Origin of the sequence: Paenibacillus radicis (ex Xue et al. 2023) (genome assembly GCF_024722015.1) — a bacterium.
GTDB lineage: Bacteria > Bacillota > Bacilli > Paenibacillales > NBRC-103111 > Paenibacillus_S.
In genome coordinates this window covers 173,274-191,751 of record NZ_JANQBD010000008.1, presented here as the reverse complement: position 1 = coordinate 191,751, position 18,478 = coordinate 173,274, and the positions used below count along the sequence as shown (strand labels likewise).

Annotated in this window: 17 protein-coding genes; 7 read left to right on the top strand and 10 right to left on the bottom strand. The window is 44.4% G+C overall.

The window, feature by feature from the left end; translation table 11 throughout:
• Positions 1-128: 128 nt before the first annotated feature.
• Positions 129-1,097, top strand: a complete 969-nt coding sequence (locus tag NV381_RS13020; RefSeq protein ID WP_258213718.1) for an aromatic ring-hydroxylating oxygenase subunit alpha — start codon at positions 129-131, stop codon at positions 1,095-1,097.
• 422 nt (positions 1,098-1,519) lie between these two features.
• Positions 1,520-2,293, top strand: coding sequence for an HAD-IIB family hydrolase (locus NV381_RS13015; RefSeq protein ID WP_258213717.1), 774 nt, complete (start codon positions 1,520-1,522; stop codon positions 2,291-2,293).
• A 179-nt stretch (positions 2,294-2,472) separates the two neighbouring features.
• On the opposite strand, the gene NV381_RS13010 is transcribed toward NV381_RS13015, so the two are convergent.
• The 5 genes from NV381_RS13010 to NV381_RS12990 are packed head-to-tail and all read right to left on the bottom strand — an operon-like array spanning position 2,473 to position 7,436.
• Positions 2,473-4,158 carry a sensor histidine kinase gene (locus tag NV381_RS13010; RefSeq protein WP_258213716.1) on the bottom strand — a complete coding sequence of 562 codons (1,686 nt, stop codon included), beginning with the start codon at positions 4,156-4,158 and terminating at the stop codon, positions 2,473-2,475.
• A gap of 44 nt (positions 4,159-4,202) precedes the next feature.
• Positions 4,203-4,973 carry a response regulator transcription factor gene (locus NV381_RS13005; RefSeq protein ID WP_258213715.1) on the bottom strand — a complete coding sequence of 257 codons (771 nt, stop codon included), beginning with the start codon at positions 4,971-4,973 and terminating at the stop codon, positions 4,203-4,205.
• Positions 4,974-4,993: 20 nt separating this feature from the next.
• Positions 4,994-6,109, bottom strand: coding sequence for a peptide-methionine (R)-S-oxide reductase MsrB (gene msrB / locus NV381_RS13000; protein ID WP_258213714.1), 1,116 nt, complete (start codon positions 6,107-6,109; stop codon positions 4,994-4,996).
• Between the two features lie 29 nt (positions 6,110-6,138).
• On the bottom strand, positions 6,139-6,693 hold the full coding sequence (locus NV381_RS12995; RefSeq protein ID WP_258213713.1) for a redoxin family protein: 555 nt from the start codon (positions 6,691-6,693) through the stop codon (positions 6,139-6,141).
• A 32-nt stretch (positions 6,694-6,725) separates the two neighbouring features.
• Complete coding sequence (locus tag NV381_RS12990) at positions 6,726-7,436, bottom strand: cytochrome c biogenesis CcdA family protein (RefSeq protein WP_258213712.1); 711 nt, start codon at positions 7,434-7,436, stop codon at positions 6,726-6,728.
• 407 nt (positions 7,437-7,843) lie between these two features.
• On the opposite strand from NV381_RS12990, the gene NV381_RS12980 reads away from it, so the two are divergent.
• Positions 7,844-8,665 carry an SDR family oxidoreductase gene (locus NV381_RS12980; protein ID WP_258213711.1) on the top strand — a complete coding sequence of 274 codons (822 nt, stop codon included), beginning with the start codon at positions 7,844-7,846 and terminating at the stop codon, positions 8,663-8,665.
• A gap of 122 nt (positions 8,666-8,787) precedes the next feature.
• A complete protein-coding gene (locus NV381_RS12975) occupies positions 8,788-9,378 on the top strand; it encodes a TetR/AcrR family transcriptional regulator (RefSeq protein WP_258213710.1) in 591 nt (196 codons plus the stop codon).
• A gap of 288 nt (positions 9,379-9,666) precedes the next feature.
• Here the strand turns inward: NV381_RS12975 and NV381_RS12970 are convergent, their stop codons facing one another.
• Entirely contained in the window at positions 9,667-9,786 is a 120-nt protein-coding gene (locus tag NV381_RS12970) for a YjcZ family sporulation protein (RefSeq protein WP_258213709.1), read from the bottom strand.
• 318 nt (positions 9,787-10,104) lie between these two features.
• Positions 10,105-11,010: a TetR/AcrR family transcriptional regulator gene (locus NV381_RS12965; RefSeq protein WP_258213708.1), complete on the bottom strand. Its 906-nt coding sequence runs from the start codon at positions 11,008-11,010 to the stop codon at positions 10,105-10,107.
• Between the two features lie 153 nt (positions 11,011-11,163).
• On the opposite strand from NV381_RS12965, the gene NV381_RS12960 reads away from it, so the two are divergent.
• From NV381_RS12960 to NV381_RS12950, 3 genes are all read left to right on the top strand, one after another.
• Positions 11,164-11,892 (top strand): MBL fold metallo-hydrolase, encoded by a 729-nt coding sequence (locus NV381_RS12960; protein ID WP_258213707.1) that lies wholly within the window; start codon positions 11,164-11,166, stop codon positions 11,890-11,892.
• Entirely contained in the window at positions 11,892-13,019 is a 1,128-nt protein-coding gene (locus NV381_RS12955) for an AbrB family transcriptional regulator (protein WP_258213706.1), read from the top strand. The genes NV381_RS12960 and NV381_RS12955 overlap by 1 nt, the downstream gene beginning before the upstream one ends.
• A gap of 601 nt (positions 13,020-13,620) precedes the next feature.
• Positions 13,621-14,811, top strand: a complete 1,191-nt coding sequence (locus tag NV381_RS12950; protein ID WP_258213705.1) for an oxalate decarboxylase family bicupin — start codon at positions 13,621-13,623, stop codon at positions 14,809-14,811.
• Positions 14,812-15,064: 253 nt separating this feature from the next.
• Here the strand turns inward: NV381_RS12950 and NV381_RS12945 are convergent, their stop codons facing one another.
• From NV381_RS12945 to NV381_RS12935, 3 genes are all read right to left on the bottom strand, one after another.
• Positions 15,065-16,438, bottom strand: a complete 1,374-nt coding sequence (locus tag NV381_RS12945) for a hypothetical protein (protein ID WP_258213704.1) — start codon at positions 16,436-16,438, stop codon at positions 15,065-15,067.
• Positions 16,439-16,598: 160 nt separating this feature from the next.
• A complete protein-coding gene (locus NV381_RS12940) occupies positions 16,599-17,459 on the bottom strand; it encodes a carbohydrate ABC transporter permease (RefSeq protein WP_258213703.1) in 861 nt (286 codons plus the stop codon).
• Positions 17,460-17,478: 19 nt separating this feature from the next.
• Positions 17,479-18,441 (bottom strand): ABC transporter permease, encoded by a 963-nt coding sequence (locus tag NV381_RS12935; protein WP_258213702.1) that lies wholly within the window; start codon positions 18,439-18,441, stop codon positions 17,479-17,481.
• Positions 18,442-18,478: the final 37 nt, after the last annotated feature.

The following is an 18,478-nucleotide window of genomic DNA, read 5'->3' as shown; positions in this document are numbered from 1 at the left end:
CACTAAAATGATTCTTAACCATACGAATGGACAGTGAGGTGAGCTCGATGATGATATCTGAAAACAAGAAAATGAGCGTATAATCCCAACTTCCCCGAGACTGTACGTTCACTCCTCAGGATTGGCATGTGCTGGCCCAATATTGGTATCAAATTGCTCGAGCAAGCGAAGTCACAGAAAAGCCGATTGGTGTAAAGCTATTGGATGTGAAACTCGTTTGTTACCGTAGCAACGATAGAGTGGTCATTGCTCGTGATCTTTGTTTTCATCGAGGTGCTCCCCTTAGTAAGGGCTGGGTTGAGAACGGGGAAATCGTTTGTCCTTACCACGGATTCCGTTACAACTGCGAAGGCAAGTGTACGTCCGTTCCGGCGCATCCAGATGCTAAAATTTCGCCCAAATTAAAATTAATTGTCTATCCGGCAGTTGAAAAATATGGCTTGATTTGGACATCTATTCTATCCAGTGAAGAACAGATACCAGAGTTTCCTGGATGGGATGATCCAGACTATTTAAATGTATTACCCCCGAGTTTCGACATTGCCGGTTCGGCGGGGCGTCAGATGGAAGGCTTTTTAGATGTATCGCACTTTGCTTATGTTCATACAGAAACATTCGGAGATCGTAATAACACCGAAGTACCGCAATACAAAGTCAAGCGGGAAGGGAATGAATTACTTGCCGAGTATTGGAGTACGGTTAGCAATTACGGAAAAGGTCAGGATAATCCTGCACCCGAGGGATTTGAATGGCTTAGAGAATTCCGTGTTTTTCCTCCGTTTGCGGCTTCACTAAGCGTATACTTTCCAAACGATGGAAGGCTGATGATCTTGAATTGTGCAACGCCGGTATCCGCTCGCTATACACGTTTGTTTTGTCCGATTTCACGGAATTTCGATAAAGATGTTCCTATTGAAGATACCATCAAATTTAATTTGCAAGTGTTTCAAGAGGATCGCGAAATGGTCGAAGCACAGACTCCGGAAGATTTACCGCTTGATCTGCAGGCCGAAGCTCATATTCCGGCTGATCGCACATCTATTGCTTATCGGCAACTTCTTAACGAGATAGGACTGGGAAGATCCTACACGGCATAAGGTGCTGCTTCTAGTCGAGAGAGATGCGGTTGCTGATCCTATCATTCAGATTTAGGTTGTGTATAAGTGATAACTTCTGGGAAAATCCTAAAGAAGAGTAAATGAGCTCATTCATAAACTAAGTGATCAAAACTAACTAGCTGCCTTGTATCGGGCAGCTTTTTTAGCTTATGGAAAGTAACTTTTAATGAGTAGGTTTCAGTATCCGAAATAGAGTCTTGAAAAGGGATGCAAATCGAAGTAGTATCATGCTTGTTTCCAGTTATTGAAATATATCATTAAACGATATATATTGTTATAAATAGATTGATTTAGATATAATTGGTACCAAAGAAATCGCAGAAATGATGAAGAGAAACTTGAGATAACCAATAAAATCTATAAAATACATTTAGTACAAAGGATAAGAAAGGGAAAATGAAATGAAATTTGTTTTTGATTTGGATGGTACGATTTGCTTTAAAGGACAGCCGATTTCAGATAGATTGGTACAATGTTTAGAAAAACTAATAGAAGCAGGACATGAAGTTATATTTGCTTCGGCTCGCCCGATCCGGGACATGCTCCCAGTCATTGATGAAAAGTTTCACAATTTCTGTTTAATTGGAGGTAACGGTTCACTTGTAACAATTGATGGTGCTAATGTACAAGTTAATTCTTTTTCAGACGATCAAGTTCAAGCAGTTATAGGACTTATTCAAGAATATCAAGCTACCTATTTAATTGATAGTGATTGGGATTATGCTTACACAGGGCCATCAAATCATCCTATTTTAAATAATGTAGACCCTATGAAATTGGCAAACAGTGTAACACTCGAAACACTTAAACGAATTGTTAAAATACTCATTCTCTCCAGTACAAACATGGAACGAATGTCTGAGCAACTAGTTTCATTAGATTGTGTTGTTCACAGGCATGTAAATGAGAATGTTCTTGACGTCAGCCCCCAAAATATTCATAAGTGGAGTGCTTTGCAAAAAGTAGGCCTCAAAGGAAAAGAGTTCATCGTATTTGGGAACGATGCGAATGATATAAGCATGTTTAAAGAAGTACTTCATTCCGTTAGAATCGGCAATCATACAGAACTGGAGAAATATTGTACTGAGAGCATACCACTAGAAGGTGACTATGAAACCAGCATTATTTGTAAAATAGGTCAATTGTCAAACGTATATCGTCCTAAAGCAATTTAGGCAATCGAGTAGGAGGGGGCGATTAACCCCGGTCCTCTCACACCACCGTACATGCGGATCCGCAATAGGAAGTCGGAAGGGCATTATTTATGTTTCAACATTTGATGCCGAATCAAACCAAGACGCGGCTGCCAGCATTGTTCTGCAGCCGCGTTTCGCTTAAGATTAAATAATCACTCCTACTTCCTAATTTTTGATGGAATCACGACCCTTACTGTTGTCCCTTCTCCCAGTTGGGATTGAATAGCGACACCATATTCCTTGCCGTAATATAGCTTTAAACGATCGTCTACATTGTTGATGCCGACACCACCCAGTTTCGGCAGGGAAGATGGCTGTTCGGGAGCCAAGGCTTGCGAGTGCGAGTCAGGCTCGAATCCGACACCATCATCCTTCACGACGAACATGATGTCACCGCCATCTGTCTTTCCGCACGTAATCTCCAGAAAGCCGGAGCCTTCCTTTTCCCGAATTCCGTGATAAATCGCATTTTCTACAAGAGGTTGCAAAATGATTTTGGGTATCACTTCTGTGGAAAGCAGCGGATCAAAATGGATTTGATAATGAAGCTTTTCTCCATAACGTTCCTTTTGGATATATAAATATTGGGATACATGGTTCATTTCATTTTCAACCGTCGTTAACTCACTTCCGCCACTCAAAGACAATTGAAAAAATTTGGCCAGCGCTTTGGTCATAGAAATGACGCGTTCACTCTCGTTAAATTCTGCCATCCAGACAATTGCGTCCAATGTATTATACAAAAAATGAGGATTGATTTGGCTGTGCAGTACACTTAATTCATAGGTGTGCAGCGCTTTCTCCTTCGTTTCTATCTCCTGCATCAACCTCCGTATCTCTGACACCATCGTATTGAAATGCTGCGCAAGCCCTTGCACCTCCGCCACGCCGGTTTCCGAAACACTGACTTCCAATGTGCCTGTTTTCACCTTTTGCATCGCCTGTTCCAATTGATGGATCGGACGCGTAATACTTTTGGCTATGAAGGGAGACACCACCATAATAAGCAACAGCAGCCCTAAACCGACTACAGCGAACGATTGGAGCAATTGGTAGCGAATTTGCTGTAGGCCATCCAATGAGCTGACACCGACCAGCGACCAATCGGAATTTTTCAGTTCTGTTTTGTACACAAGCAAATTTTGCGAATTGTCGAAGCCTTCCTTCGTCAAGCTTATTTTCCTTAATTGCTCTTGCTTAGCAGGATCGGTAAAATAAGCAGGATCTTTATGGTAAACAATGTTTCCCTTACTATTAATAATAAAAGCAAAACCTTTGCTTCCAAGCTCCAAATCGTTCAAGTAATCCTCGATGCCTTTATATTCGATGTCCAACAGAACAACGCCAAGATTGCGGTTGTCTGCATCTTTAATTTCCTGGCTCATGGAGATGACCCAATTATCTTTGTCCATCGAAAATTTTTGCATCCGGGCAGAGGTCAACACCGGGTTGGTACTATTGATCGCTGCCACATACCAAGGCTCATCCATCATTTTGGAAGAACGCCTCATGTTCAGTTCCTTCTCATTGGAAAGCACATATCCATCTTTGCCGATGACCACAACGGATTTAATATAGGGATCGGACAGCAGCACATTATTGATAAATTGCAGCTCGTCTTTCTCACCGGCCTTCGTTGGAGAGGAGAGGGTTTGGATCGTCTGGGGATTACGGGCAAGCAGGGTGGTTAGAACTTTCAGCCGATCAATATACATTTCAACTAACGTCCCGCTTTTTGATATCGCCATATTGGATGATTGGATCGAATCCTCTAGCACCACTCGGGAAATCCCGACATACAGGACAGCGCCGATGATTCCGATCATTACAAAGCTGATCAGCATATAGATCCATGAAATCCTAGATTGGAGGGAGTGGGTAAATCGTTTCACGAGTGTTTGGTCCTTTCTCTGTATTGCAGGGGGGAGAGCCCGAATTTCTTCTTGAAAGCGGCGCTGAAATAATTCGGATTGTCGAAGCCTACGGCCGATGAGATTTCATATACTTTCAAGTCGGACATCAGGAGCTGAAGCTTTGAGCGCTCCAAACGGGCAGCCAACAAGTAGTCCTGGAACGACACATTGAACAATCTTTTAAACAAGACACTCATGTACCCTGAACTAAACCCTTTCTGACTCGCAAGAATGGCCAGCGAGAAATCCGGATTGGCTATGTTTTCCTCAATGATTTGTGCTATGGATGCCTTATTGCCAGATTCGTCCGTTACTTGCAGCGCAGTTTTATATTCGCTAAAAAGATGCTGCAGCTCTGATTGCTGCAGCTCGCCCTGGAGCTTTTCCACTAATTTCTTCAGCACTTCATACACGTCATTTTTGGAAACCGGTTTTAGAACATAGTCATCGATACCGATTTTCAAGGCAGTAACAGCATAATCATAATAGTCATATCCGGTAATGACGGCAATCTTGACATTTGGCTTCAGTTCTTTGACTTTTCTAGCAAAATCCAACCCGTTCATCCTCGGTATATTAATATCCAGCAGCACGATATCGGGACGGTGGGTGAGGAAAAGCGTGAGCCCTTCCTCACCATTGCCAGCTTCCATGATATTCGTAATGTTAAACGCCTCGAAAGGCACAAACTTTTTGATTCCCTTCCGGACCAGTTCCTCATCCTCTACAATCAGTAATGTGTACATCGGTTTAGGCCCCTTAACATTTATTTGACCGCTGATTGTAAATATCCGTAGCCTTCCCGCTGCATATCGTTTAACGGAACAAATCGGATGGAAGCACTGTTAATGCAAAATCTTTTACCAGTCGAATCTGCAGGTCCGTCATCGAACACATGGCCCAGATGAATATCACCTACACGGCTCCTGACCTCCGTACGGATCATATTATAGCTGGTATCTTTCTTGTACGTCACTACAGCCGGATCGATTGGCTTCGTGAAACTAGGCCACCCGCAGCCGGCATCATATTTATCGCGGCTGGAGAAAAGCGGTTCGCCTGTTGTGACATCGACGTAGATGCCTGGATTGAACGTATCCCAGTATTCATTGGAATAGGCAGTTTCCGTATCTTGAAGGACTGCCACTTTGTATTGGATATCCGTTAATTTCGTTTTCAGTACCTGGTCAGTCGGTCGGGAATACAGGGCAGGGTCAACTTTTGTTGGCTGATCCAGTATCGTGAGATCGACATGGCAGTACCCATCCGGATTTTTTTTCAAATAATCCTGGTGGTATTCCTCAGCCAGATAGTAATTCGTTAACGGCAGCACTTCGGTGACGATCTTTTTTGTATATTTTTTCTGTTGATTGGCCACCACTGCATTAATAACGGAGGCATCGTTGCCATTTACATAATAAATGCCTGTCCGGTAATTGATACCTTCATCATTTCCTTGTTTGTTCACACTAGTTGGGTTGATCACTTTAAAGAAATCGGTCAACAGGTCGGTCAGTTGGATGCGTTCCGGGTCGTATTTCACCTCAACGGTTTCGGCAAACCCCCGGTCTCCGCGAACTACATCTTCATAGGTTGGGTTCACTCCTGTCCCGTTAGCATATCCGGAGGTTACATCCTGTACACCATAAATCCGCGAAATGTAGGCTTCGATCCCCCAGAAGCAGCCCCCCGCCAAATAGATCGTTTGCAAGTTGCTGTGTGAGTAATCTACCTTGTCATTTGGGTTTTCGGATCTCGTAGTCGTGTGTCCCGCGCCAGCAGCTGTTGTCAGGTTGCTTTTGTTAACGATCCCATTTTGACCGCTATAGGCTATAACAAGCAGAAAAAATAGCAAGGAACCTGCATATAAAAGTCGCTTCAAGTCATTCCCTTCCTCTCGGTTAGTAATACTTAAGAAATCACTTTAAATGTATCTTTTATGACATCATTGGGATTGTGGCCTGGCACAGAATTAACCAAAACGCCATCAGAGCCGATGTAAAGCGAGGTAGGATATCCTCTTATTCCGAATTTCTGGGCGAAGGTTCCATTTTCATCTAACAATACTTTTATGTTATTACCTGTATGATCAGCCTGAAGCGCCTTAAACCACTGTACAAAATCTTCTGATGATTGTTCCCCCTTAAAATTAGGACTGACGATCGTGATCACCTTGAACCCATTGCTTTGACCGGCTAATGTGTTTAATTCATCCATCCCGGCCAAACAAATCGGACACCAGGAGGCCCAGTACTTCACATATACCTTTTCACCGGCAAGACTGGCCAATGTGACCTTGTTACCATCCAGATCTTTGAGGTCGAACATCGGGGCAGCAGATCCTTTGTTCAGTGTAGTTTGTCCTGCCTGTGCTGTCAGAGCTGTCTCCTTATTCCCGCAAGCTGCGAGGATCAACAGCAGGGAGAACAAGGTAATAATGGCTATGGGCCATTTTCTTATAAGCATGGGAAACCTCCTTTTATCTTTGCAATTTGCCACTAAAACGCAGGTGTAATCATGTTCAAATTATTCGTCATAAGGAGTACCCCCATAACAACAAGCAGGATACCGGAGATCACTTTTAACATAGGCATATGCCTATTGAATGCTCTCAGACGTCCGATCAAAAGATCTGAAAAGAGCGAAAGGAGCAGGAAGGGAATAGCTAGACCGCTCGCATAAATGAGCATAAAGCCACCGCCCTGTACCGACGAACCTTCACTGGCAGAAAGGCTGAGCACAGCAGCGAGTATCGGACCGATACATGGCGTCCAACCAAAGCTGAACGTGAAACCGAGCAAAAATGAGGCTACAAAGCCCTTTTTTCCCTCCCATTCTATCGTCATTTTTTTCTCTCGTTGCATGAAAAGCAGCTTAACTACACCCGTTTGAAAGATCCCCAATAAAACTACGACTACCCCGCAAATAACGATAAACCAAGAGTTGTTAATAATGCTCCCTAATGCACCCGCACCAAATCCGAGCAACACAAAAACAAAGGATAATCCGAGAATAAAAAACAACGTGTTGCCAATAAGGGACGGATGAATCCGTATTTTTCCTAATTGGATTGCTTTCAACTCACTCCCCGGGGTCGCGCCGCCGAGATGGGCGACATATACAGGCAATAATGGAAAAATACACGGGGAGAAGAAGGAGAGCAGACCTGCAATAAACACGCTTCCAACGAAGACCTGCTCCGTCAACATAGCAACGACCTCCTTGACTACTTCTATTTTACGATTTTTCCGGCAAAAAGAGTATGTACTTTGATGATCAGTTTCTATGAAATGATGATGCCTTGTTATAAAGCTTGAGTAAAAATTAAAAAACTTCAAATGAAGCGGATTATTTGACTAAATAGATCCTTTATCTAGAATTCGCTTTGGGTAAATATAAAAGAAGCCTTTAATCAGCCGATGCAACATTCAATTCGAAGAAGATTTCCTTTGTTTTTTGACGGAACCTTTGAAATTGAATTACATAGGAATCAGGACGATAATCTTTGTCACGTATTTGACAGAAAACAAATCTTATATCATAATAGAATGAACATTCGATCTAAACCATTTAATTGTTATAAATAACGTTCAATTTATAATTTGGAGGTATTAACATGAGTAAAACAGTTTTTATTACGGGAACGAGTTCAGGTTTGGGAAAACTTACGGCGATTCGATTTGCTGAAATGGGCTGGAACGTAGCCGCAACCATGCGTACACCCAATAAAGAAACCGAGCTTACAGGTTACGATAATATCAAAATTTTCAAACTGGACGTCACCAATGTGCATGAAGTTCAAACATCGGTAGATCAAGCCATAGCCGCGTTCGGTAAGATCGACGTCGTCATCAATAATGCCGGTATGGGGACTTATGGTCCGTTGGAATTAGCCCAAGAAGAAGCGATTGACTGGCAATTCGCCGTTAATACGCGAGGACCGATCAATGTCATTCGTAAATTTATACCACATTTCAGAGCCAATGGCGGAGGCATGTTCATCAATATCAGCTCTTTCATGGGAATCACGACAGCGGTGCCACTCGGATCTCTCTATAATATGTCTAAATTTGCTTTGGAAGGACTGACGGAAGGTCTTTATTACGAACTGAAGCCGTTGAATATCGAGCTTAGATTGATCGAGCAGGGAGGTTCTACAGGAAATAATTTCAAGAACAGTATCACTTGGAACCGAGATGATAACATACAGGATTACGAAAATCTGATGACGAAAGTGCAGAATTTAATGAATCATGCAGAATCCAGCTCTTCATTGGATGATCCTCAAATTATCGTGGATGCCATAGCCGCTTTGGCGACTGGAGAGAGCAATAAATTTCGCACTGTCATCGGAACAGCAGGCAATGATCTGATGGCGCTTAGAAATTCTGTGTCCATTGAAGAATATTTGGAGACCATTGCTAAGAATTATATGTAAGCCCATTATGAAACGCTTCGTCATAACGACAGGTCGATCTGACAATCTTGACTACGGATTGCATAAGGTGTATGTTAGATTAGAATGATCATTCGATCTTATGGTGGGAGCGGGATAACCAAATGTTTGAGAACTATAACAGGGTGCAGCAGGCTGTCCTTGAAACAACACTTAATATCATCATCCGAAAGGAATTACAAGCTACCTCAATGGCGCTTATCGCCAAGGAGTCTGGTGTATCGACCGGGAATATTTATCATTATTTCAAAAGTAAAGAAGATATCGTTAACGAATTGTACAAAGCCATTGTTACGTTTAACGGAGAGTATGTGCGAGTAGGCTTGCTAAAGGGCACAACGATTCGTGAAAAGTTTGAATTTGGTTGGAATCGGGTTATCGAATTGGGGAAAAAATATCCTCAGGGCTTTCAATTTATAGAGCAGTATTCGTTCTCGCCTTACATTTACGAAGAGGTAAAGCAAGAAGTTTATACCGGCGGATGGTGTGGGCCAATGAACGAGTTATATCGAGAAGCCATTCAGGAGAAGCTGTTTATACCGATGAATCCGAAAATTATGGTGCAGATGCATTACGGCACATTTGTTTACATGCTGAAGGCCCACCTGCACGGAATCTTCGAGTTAAGCAATGAGAGCGTCAGCGATGCAATCCGTTCGTGTTGGAATGCTGTAACTCTTAGAGATGTAACGTAGATAGATTGCCATAAGCCGCCCTCAAAGGAAGTTCGATAACAACCTTTGAGGCGGCTACTTTTTTATGGGTGAGGGAACGGGAGACCATAGTTGAACAATAATAAGGTTACACAAGATGATTCTATAACCTGATTAAACGAAAAAAGCCCTTAATCCCGAAGGAATGAGGGCATAGCTCTTAGGATATTATGAGGTGTGGGTGGCGAGTCTAATATCCAAAATTAATAGTTACCAAATACGCAGAAAATAATATAATCTTGAGTCCAAGCATAATTCTTTTGGACAATACTAGATAAATGAACGAGAAACAATGACCAACAAAATGAAAAGTACAAGAATCACACCAGTAGATGTAAAAAATCCACCGCAGCTACCTACACCACCAAGTCCTCCAACTCCAAGTCCCATGGTTTCTGCCTCCTTTCGTTTAACCTTCTGTATTTTATGAACAGGTCGAGTTAAAAGATTGGGCTGTCCCAAAATTAGACACTTGCAAGGGAAATATGTCGTTCCAATTTTAATAGAATTTCATATGATATGATGTGGAGCATTCTCCAAGTAATTCCACATCCCATAGTTCTCCTTCTGAATAGACGGTTGCATTTATTGCGCCGTCTATTGTTATTAGGGCCAAGCCCTAGACAACAAGGAGCTCCGGAAGATGTAGTTGATGGTAAAGAGGGTGGGACGTTTGGTAGAAACTTGCGGTGGAGGAACTCACTAGATTTAAGAAATAAGGAAAGTATTAATATTCAGCAAAAGGACGAGCTGGTGTACATAAGGCTTCAAATCGCTGACGGTATCTAAAAAGGTGATGTACACTCTTAAAAGGGTGCCATTCGGCTCAGGTTGCTCAAGCTCACGCTGCAGTAGATCGATTACCTCGAGCAGCTCATTCCGAATACGTTCTGGCTGGGGCAATTCCTCAATCTTAACGACAAAGAATTTTAGAAACTCTTTGAGGTTGGTCTGTCTGGTCTCGTCATTCAATGGGCTGATGTCGTTGAAATAAGCACTCGAAGCCTTGAGTATTGGCTCTGCACTGCTTGTGATCAAATCCCCGACGATCACATCCATCCGATCCACGAGAAATCCGGCCAATTCAGATGTGGGGACCGCAATTACGGCTTGGACCAAATGAGTTAAATATTCTTTCAGCATGCCGCGGAAGATAGCCACCGTATCTCCAAGATAGGGGACAATGGGCTCGCCATACGCTTCATGGAAGCAGTCATGGTGCATGGCTAGCAAAGTAGCTCGTTTTTTACGCCATTCATTCAGGAAGTTCTCGTTGCTTGTAATTGGCAAGTCTTTGAATTCACTGGTGAAAAAGTAGTTTTCGAGCATAAATTGCAGCTGAAAAGCAATCTTGCGACGCAAATTTTCCTTAGGTGGATGACCTTCTAACCTAAGCGTGCGTTCCAGCGAGCGGGATTCTTCGAACAGTGTCCGGTGAACCTCGACGAAGATTCCAGTAAACAAATCCTCCTTCGAGGGAAATACTTTGTAGATGCTCGCTTTGGCCATGCTGCAAGCTTCTGCGATGTCCTGCATGGAGGCTGCGAAATAACCTTTTTCCTTGAAAATGTGCATTGCCGTATCGACGATTTGTTGTCTTTTGAATTGTTCCATCTTTTATCACCTCTACACATTCTGACATGCCCCAGCCTGATGGTCAATAAAGGAATTTACACAAAAAACTTATAAGTCATATAATGAACTCGTGAGTTTTATAAATTATTAAATATGAAGGAGGTGTGCCAGAGCACTAAGCTTTGGCGTAACATGAAAATTAATGAACATATTGAAATGCTGGAGGTCACCATTCAAGTAGGTGCAAACCAAATGGTCATCAACCCTACGGTCATCCGTGACGAACACGCTTACGTATTGGTAGATACCGGAATGCCTGGAAGTTACGGTCTCATTAAGAAGCTCTTGACCCAAGCGGGAATCGATCCGAAGGCACCTTATTCCATTATTCTTACCCATCAGGATATCGATCATGTGGGCGGCCTGCCGGAATTTAAAGGCGAAAGCGTGGACGTATACGCGCACACAGATGACCAACCTTATATCGATGGATTGAAGCCGATGATCAAGTTAAATGAAGAGTTTAAGGAGAGGTTGATTGCTTCTTTGCCGCGTGACCTTGCTTCCGCATTTGAGACCAACTTTTCGGGAAAAGTAAAAAATGTAACTCGCCTTCTGGCTGACAGAGAGAAGCTGCCTTTCGGCGGAGGTCTTACGGTCATTCATACGCCTGGACATACGCCGGGTCATATTTGCTTGTACCATGAGCTAAGCAAAACTCTCATTGCCGGAGATGCGATGGTCATCGAGAAAGGGAAACTCCACGGTCCCAACTCAGCAGTTACGCCTGACATGAAGACAGCCCTTGCATCGCTTCGCAAATTCAAGGATTATTCAATCGACAATGTGATTTGCTATCACGGAGGCGTATTTCAAGGTGATGTCCGAGCAGCAATTGACGAATTGACGGAGAGCCTGTAATGGATGGCACAGAGTATTCACACCAGAGTTCATCCTGGAAAGAGAGCAAGTGGATCCGCTTCTTGACGGCTTGCACCATTGCAGTTTTGGGGGGCTTCTTCTTTCAACTGATCCACATGCCGCTTCCATGGCTATTGGGCTCGATGGTTTTCGTCTTAATTGGCTCCAAAATATTTAGGGGAATAACGTTCTTCTGGCCCGTACAAATCCGCAATACCGGGATGATTATTATCGGTTACACGCTGGGGCTGTCGTTCACCGCTTCGACCTTGGCGCAAATTGGACAACAGTTGCCGACGATGGTTCTGTTTACGGCACTTTTGCTCGTGTGCGCCGGAGGCATTGCATTCATCATCTCGTTGTTGTCTGGCATTCCTTTTCCGACCATCCTTATGGGAAGCATTCCCGGCGGGCTCAGTCAAATGGTCTCGCTGGCTGAGGAAATGAAGGGAATCGATCTGACGATTGTTACCTTTTTGCAGGTATCCCGGCTGATCATGATCATGTTTTGCGTACCACTGCTCATTTTTAGCCCGCTGTTTCACGTTACAATCAACCACAGCGCCGCAATCGCAGCTACCGGATCCAGTGGTGGGTATGCAGCGTTGTTCCCACATATCTGGCTATTCGCTGTCGTATGCGTGCTGTTAGCGCTCATTGGGCAAAAAATCAGGTTCCCGACGGCATTTCTGCTTGGGCCGATGATCGGCACAATGCTGCTGAATTTGTCTGGTTATGAAGGCCATTCGTTACCGATACTCGTACTTGACTTGTCGCAGATCATGATGGGGAGCTACATCGGTCTGCTACTGAAGCCGGAAAACTTGAAGCATAAGCTCAAAATCATTTTGCTGGCGCTATTTAACGGGGTGGCGCTGATTGGGTGCTCGATCTTGTTGAGCCTGCTGTTGACTAGGCTGCATGATATAACTGTAGTCACTTCATTTCTAAGTCTATCGCCAGGTGGCATGGATCAGATGGCATTCATTGCCAAAGATGTGAATGGAGATTTATCGGTGATTACCTGTTATCAGTTGTTCCGAACTTTGTTTATCTTTTTTGCGGTGCCGCCTTTACTTAGGGTAATCTTCCAGTCGGTGATGAGGGAAAAAAGAATGGCCCAGTAGTTGCATGCAAGCCAACGCTTAAATGCCTTCAGACTGTTTAGAAAAGCCATTTTTTCGCCGCTGATTGACAAAGAGAGAAAATAAAATTAAGTCCAAAGCGATTTTCTAAACAACAATCGCCCTTTAATCGGCCTTCTTGGCCAAGTGGAGGGCGATCTTCTTTATGTTTTTGCCGTTGTCAAGTTGTTCTTTAAGATTGGATGGAATTATGAATGAAAAACGGATAAACAGGGACGATTTTTGCCTGTTCAGCCTAAAGACGGTTACCTGTGGTGGTTTGAAAATGATACTTTTTTAGTTATGTAGTTATGAAGTAATTAAATCAACAATCAAAGGGACTCGATAGTCAATGGTCGAATAAGCAAGTAACAGAAACGAGGCTGCCGGAATCAATGGGCATACTTGTTACGTGGGCAGGATAGCGTGGTAACATTCTTGAATAATTGAAGTTTGGAATCAGTACGGTTATTTCAAACAAGGTCGAGAGCAGTTTAAGGTTTAAAGTGGACATGTTTCCAATTCCTGTTTCTATTCATAACTTACATTAGGCATTTACCCAGTCACGATTATGAAGTGAATAGATCGAGGGGAGTAAATAATTATGAAAAACGAAACACGGAATGGAAATATACCACAACCGATAAGAAATGATGGTGCCGGTTGGTGGGATTTAGGACCACGCGACATCATGCGAGACATTGAGAACCCTGACATGCTAGTATCGCCTGCCACCGATGCCGGGTCGTTGTCCAATATGAAGTTCTCTTTCTCCGACACTCATATGCAGTTAAATCATGGTGGCTGGTCGCGGGAAATTACGGTTAGAGAACTGCCGATTTCAACCACGATTGCGGGGGTGAATATGGCTTTGACTCCGGGTGGTGTTCGCGAGTTACATTGGCATCAGCAAGCGGAATGGGCTATCATGCTTGTGGGGCGAGCACGCATTACATCAGTTGACCAGAACGGGAGGAACTTCATTGCCGACGTAGGTGTAGGCGACTTGTGGTACTTCCCTCCCGGAATTCCGCATTCTATTCAAGGGTTGGAAGAAGGTAGCGAGTTTTTGCTCGTCTTCCCTGACGGTAATTTCTCTGACCTCAATACTATAACTATCTCCGATTGGTTCGCACATACACCAATGGACGTACTATCGACGAATTTCGGTGTGCCAACAAGCACTTTTGCCCATATCCCGAACCATCAACTATACATTTATCAGGGAACTGTTCCCGGTCCAATCGAAAGTCAGCAGGTACCAGACCCGCAAGGTACGATACCATTATCCTTTACACATCGACTACTCGCACAAAAGCCGATTGTAACTCCGGGCGGCACTGTGCGTATAGTCGATTCTACCAACTTTCCGATTTCCACTCAAATTGCCGCATCGTTATTGGAAATCAAACCAGGAGCGATGAGAGAAATGCATTGGCATCCAAATAATGATGAATGGCAATATTATATCTCAGGTACGGCTCGTATGACGGTATTCGCAGCCAATGGCACTGCTCGCACTTTCGATTATCGAGCTGGGGATGTAGGATATGTACCGCGTGCATTTGGTCACTATATTGAGAATACCGGTGATAAAACCCTTTGGGCTATGGAGATATTTAAGAGTGACCGCTTTGAAGATGTTTCGCTTAATCAGTGGATGGCACTTACACCTCATCAATTAGTACAGGGGAATCTTAATGTAGGACCAGAATTAATAAACGCATTGACAAAAGAAAAACAATATATAGTAAAAAATCCGGAATTTTCTTACTACCCAAAAACTGATAAATAGATACATCAGCATTGCTAGGCTCCTCAACGAGTACGATAGCTTAATAAAACACCTACCTAAAGGAAACATCACAAAGCTGATATCGGTGTGACCTAGTGAAATATTTCCCTTTATCCAACAATGGGCACACGAATATTTAGACGAAGCTTATTTTTTGGGTTCATGTCGGGTGACAAAAACATTATCATATTAATAGCCGCGAATATCGCGGCTATAATGTTTTATGGGATCAAGCAAGGAGCCGGTAGCCTTTTTATAGCCCGCACATGAGGCATAGATTATAACCGACACCGGTTAACCGTTGGCTGTTGGTATAGAACGGGTCGCGATAACGCCGGAGCGCCCGCTCATTGTCTTTGGCGTTTGCATCGGCCCAGATGCGAATCATGCCTTCCGGGTAGAAGCAGAGCAGCTGCTCACCCGGCAAATCCATGAACCGTGACGCCATGGCCACGGTTCCGCCGACGTGCCCGCAGGAGCGTCCGCTGCGGTCGAGCACTTCGCCGTCGCCGCCAGGCACGCCGCGGACGAGCTCATGGAACCCGTCGCCATTCAGGTCGACGGGGATGGTTTGGTACACGCTGAAGGGCAGCGTGTAGGGCTGGCCGTCTGCGGTATCGAAGACGAATTCATCGCGGTCCTGATGAAAGCGGCCGTCCGGCCCGCAGGTTTTTTTCCCGATGCGGATCGCCATCGCGACATGCCCGCCGTCGTCTTTCAGACGAGCGGTCCAGCCCATGTCCATGTGGCCGTAATCGACGTCGCCCCACAGCCTTTCACCCGCGGTGTCGTACAGAAGCACGCGCGGCGATGCTTCAGGGTCTCCCTCTCGGATCGTATAAAAACTCCATTCACCCGTAATTGGATTGCGCATCGGCTGGATAATATCGGAATGCCCGCGGTAGGTATCGCGGTCGGCGCAGAACAGCTCTTGGCCGGTATCGAGTTCGATACAGCGTTCCCCCCAGAAAATCTCATCAATCCCATCCTGATTGATATCCACCACAGGGCACAGATGGCTCCCTCTGGCACCTGCTTCGTCTTTACCTACCTTGAATTTCCAACGAAGGCTCATGTCCTTATTCCAGCCTTGAAGGTACATATTGCCATAGGTTCCCTGCGCTGTTACTAATATAGGGTCACCGTTCACGTGCCCGCCTGCAATAAAATTGCGGAATTGGGTGGATAACGTTTGCTGGACATCCTGATAGATCCACGGATATTGTCCGATTGTTTCACCAGTCCGTCCATCGAGCCGTTCCAGACAGCTGTTTTGCAGGCTTAGCTGATGCTGCTGGTTCAGGTTGTTGACATACCAGATTTCATCCACACCATCGCCGTCCAGATCGAAAGGAAAGACAGGGCAAAACCAGATGCCCGGAATAACCGTTTTGCCGAAATCACGAGTCCATAATAGATCCCCCTCCTGCGTGAATAGCGTCAGCTTCAAGGTATCCGTTGGAAAGAAAAACATTTCATAATATGGGTCAATATCGAAATCAGCACTGTAAACTACCGCAATGGCATGGTTACCTTCGCCAAGCCGCACTGGGAAAGCACGTAGCATACCGATAGGGGACCCCAGCGAAAGCTCCAGGACTTGCTTTAATTCGATTTCTTTGGTCATTGATTAAACCTCCTACATTTTTTATAAGAGCTAAGAAAGCATAACCTCACCTAAAGTGCATGTTGAGCTTTCTGCTAGCAAGAAAATCTGCATTTGATCTGCGGTCCTTCATCCTTGAGAGATCTCGATATAGCTTTTCTTTACTGCCCGCTTGAATCTTCTATCCTTTAACTGCTCCCACCATGACCCCTTTTACGAAAAACCGTTGGATAAATGGATAAATCACAATGATTGGCAGTGATGCCAGAAAGATTGATGCCGTGCGGATAGAAAGAGATGAAACCTCGCTCATGGCCGACATGTCTCCCATTAAAGCTGCCATTTCCATCTGGATAACCATATCCCGCAGAAAGAGCTGCAGCACTTTGAGATCGGCGGAGCTAGTATAAATGACCGCATCCATAAAAGCATTCCAATGATGGACAGCTATGAACAGACCGATGGTCATAATGGCTGGCAGGGACAAGGGTAAATAAATTTTGGCGAAAATAAAAATGTCGTTAGCTCCATCCATTTTGGCGGATTCTTCTAGGCTGTCCGGTACGTTCTCGAAAAAGGTGCGAAGCAGTATAACGTTCCACGTACTGATAGCTGTTGGAATGACGAGAGCCCAGATCGTATCCATTAATCCAGTTGCTTTGACAATCAGAAAGGTGGGCACGATGCCGCCATTAAACATCATCGTAATGATGATGTAGATCATAAATACTTTTCGGCCCGGCAAATACCTCTTGGAAAGCGCATAGGCTATCGTTAGCTGCAGCAGCAAATTGACTGCAAGCCCAAGCACGGTACGTGTTACCGTCACCATAAAGGAATGCAGAAACTGCGGATTATCGAAAATCAGGCCGTAGGCCTTCAGATTGAAGCCTCTGGGCAGCAGCATAAGCTCGCCTTCTCGAATTAGATTGGAATCACTGATGGACGCCAACATAACGTAATAAAAGGGGAGGAAGGTCAGGATAGCAAAACCGATAAGCACAGCACCGATTCCTGCATTCGCAGATAGCTTCATGGACATGGTGGTTGCTCCTTTCTGTTTACCATAAGGAAACTTCGCTGAATTTTTTTGCCAACCGGTTGGTGCTCCAAATCAGGAAGAAGCCAATGACCGACTGGAACAGCCCGATTGCGGCGGTAATGCTGAATTGGGCGCTTTGCAAGCCGACTCGGTAAATATAGGTGCTTAATACATCGCCGACATCGTACACAGACGGATTGTACAAGATGTAAATTTGCTCAAAGCCTACATCGAGCAGATAGCCGATTTTCAAAATGAGCATGATGAGAATCGTATTGCGTATGCCCGGCAGAGTGATGTAAACCAGCTTTTGCCAACGGTTGGCTCCATCGATGGTTGCAGCCTCGTATTGCTCGGTGTCGATGGAGCTTAATGCTGCTAAATAAATGATAGCCCCCCAGCCCGATTCCTTCAGAATGGATGAGATAACAACAATAGGGCGAAAAAATTCGGACTTGCTCAGAAAAAAGATCGGCTCCATCCCTAAGGAACGCAGCATGTTGTTGACCAAGCCTTCATTCGGGGACAGCAGTTGGATAACAATGCCTCCAAATACAACCCACGACAAGAAATGCGGGAAATAAACGACCGTTTGAATAGCTCTTTTGAACAGCAGATTTTTCATTTCATTCAGTAATAGGGCAAGGATGATGGGGACGGGAAAAGCGAACGCTAGCTCGTATAAATTGATGACCAGCGTATTTCGGACAATGGCATAAAAATCCTGATTGCGAAATAAAAACTCAAAATGCTTAAGTCCCACCCAGGGGCTGCCCCAAATGCCTTTGGAAAAATTGTAATCCTTGAACGCGATCATGACTCCATACATAGGCATATAACGAAAAATGAAATACCACAGCAGCCCGGGAAGCAGCAGTACGTACAAATACTTATGTTTCGTTACGGTCAGCCAAGCGGCCGTTAGCTTCTTGCGTTTAGCTGTTTGCATGACGCGGCTCTGTGACTCCGTCCAAGCTCTCATGATCTATCGCCTCCCTCATTTGATATTGGCTTTATTA

Coding starts and splice junctions, on each gene's coding strand:
- NV381_RS13010 (WP_258213716.1), bottom strand. CDS start 4,158: ATGCTGATCAGCTTTGTAATGATCGGAATCATCGGCGCTGTCCTGTAT.
- NV381_RS12955 (WP_258213706.1), top strand. CDS start 11,892: ATGGATGGCACAGAGTATTCACACCAGAGTTCATCCTGGAAAGAGAGC.
- NV381_RS12960 (WP_258213707.1), top strand. CDS start 11,164: ATGAAAATTAATGAACATATTGAAATGCTGGAGGTCACCATTCAAGTA.
- NV381_RS12995 (WP_258213713.1), bottom strand. CDS start 6,693: ATGCTTATAAGAAAATGGCCCATAGCCATTATTACCTTGTTCTCCCTG.
- NV381_RS12980 (WP_258213711.1), top strand. CDS start 7,844: ATGAGTAAAACAGTTTTTATTACGGGAACGAGTTCAGGTTTGGGAAAA.
- NV381_RS12990 (WP_258213712.1), bottom strand. CDS start 7,436: ATGTTGACGGAGCAGGTCTTCGTTGGAAGCGTGTTTATTGCAGGTCTG.
- NV381_RS12975 (WP_258213710.1), top strand. CDS start 8,788: ATGTTTGAGAACTATAACAGGGTGCAGCAGGCTGTCCTTGAAACAACA.
- NV381_RS12965 (WP_258213708.1), bottom strand. CDS start 11,010: ATGGAACAATTCAAAAGACAACAAATCGTCGATACGGCAATGCACATT.
- NV381_RS13005 (WP_258213715.1), bottom strand. CDS start 4,973: ATGTACACATTACTGATTGTAGAGGATGAGGAACTGGTCCGGAAGGGA.
- NV381_RS12945 (WP_258213704.1), bottom strand. CDS start 16,438: ATGACCAAAGAAATCGAATTAAAGCAAGTCCTGGAGCTTTCGCTGGGG.
- NV381_RS13015 (WP_258213717.1), top strand. CDS start 1,520: ATGAAATTTGTTTTTGATTTGGATGGTACGATTTGCTTTAAAGGACAG.
- NV381_RS12950 (WP_258213705.1), top strand. CDS start 13,621: ATGAAAAACGAAACACGGAATGGAAATATACCACAACCGATAAGAAAT.
- NV381_RS12970 (WP_258213709.1), bottom strand. CDS start 9,786: ATGGGACTTGGAGTTGGAGGACTTGGTGGTGTAGGTAGCTGCGGTGGA.
- NV381_RS12935 (WP_258213702.1), bottom strand. CDS start 18,441: ATGAGAGCTTGGACGGAGTCACAGAGCCGCGTCATGCAAACAGCTAAA.
- NV381_RS12940 (WP_258213703.1), bottom strand. CDS start 17,459: ATGTCCATGAAGCTATCTGCGAATGCAGGAATCGGTGCTGTGCTTATC.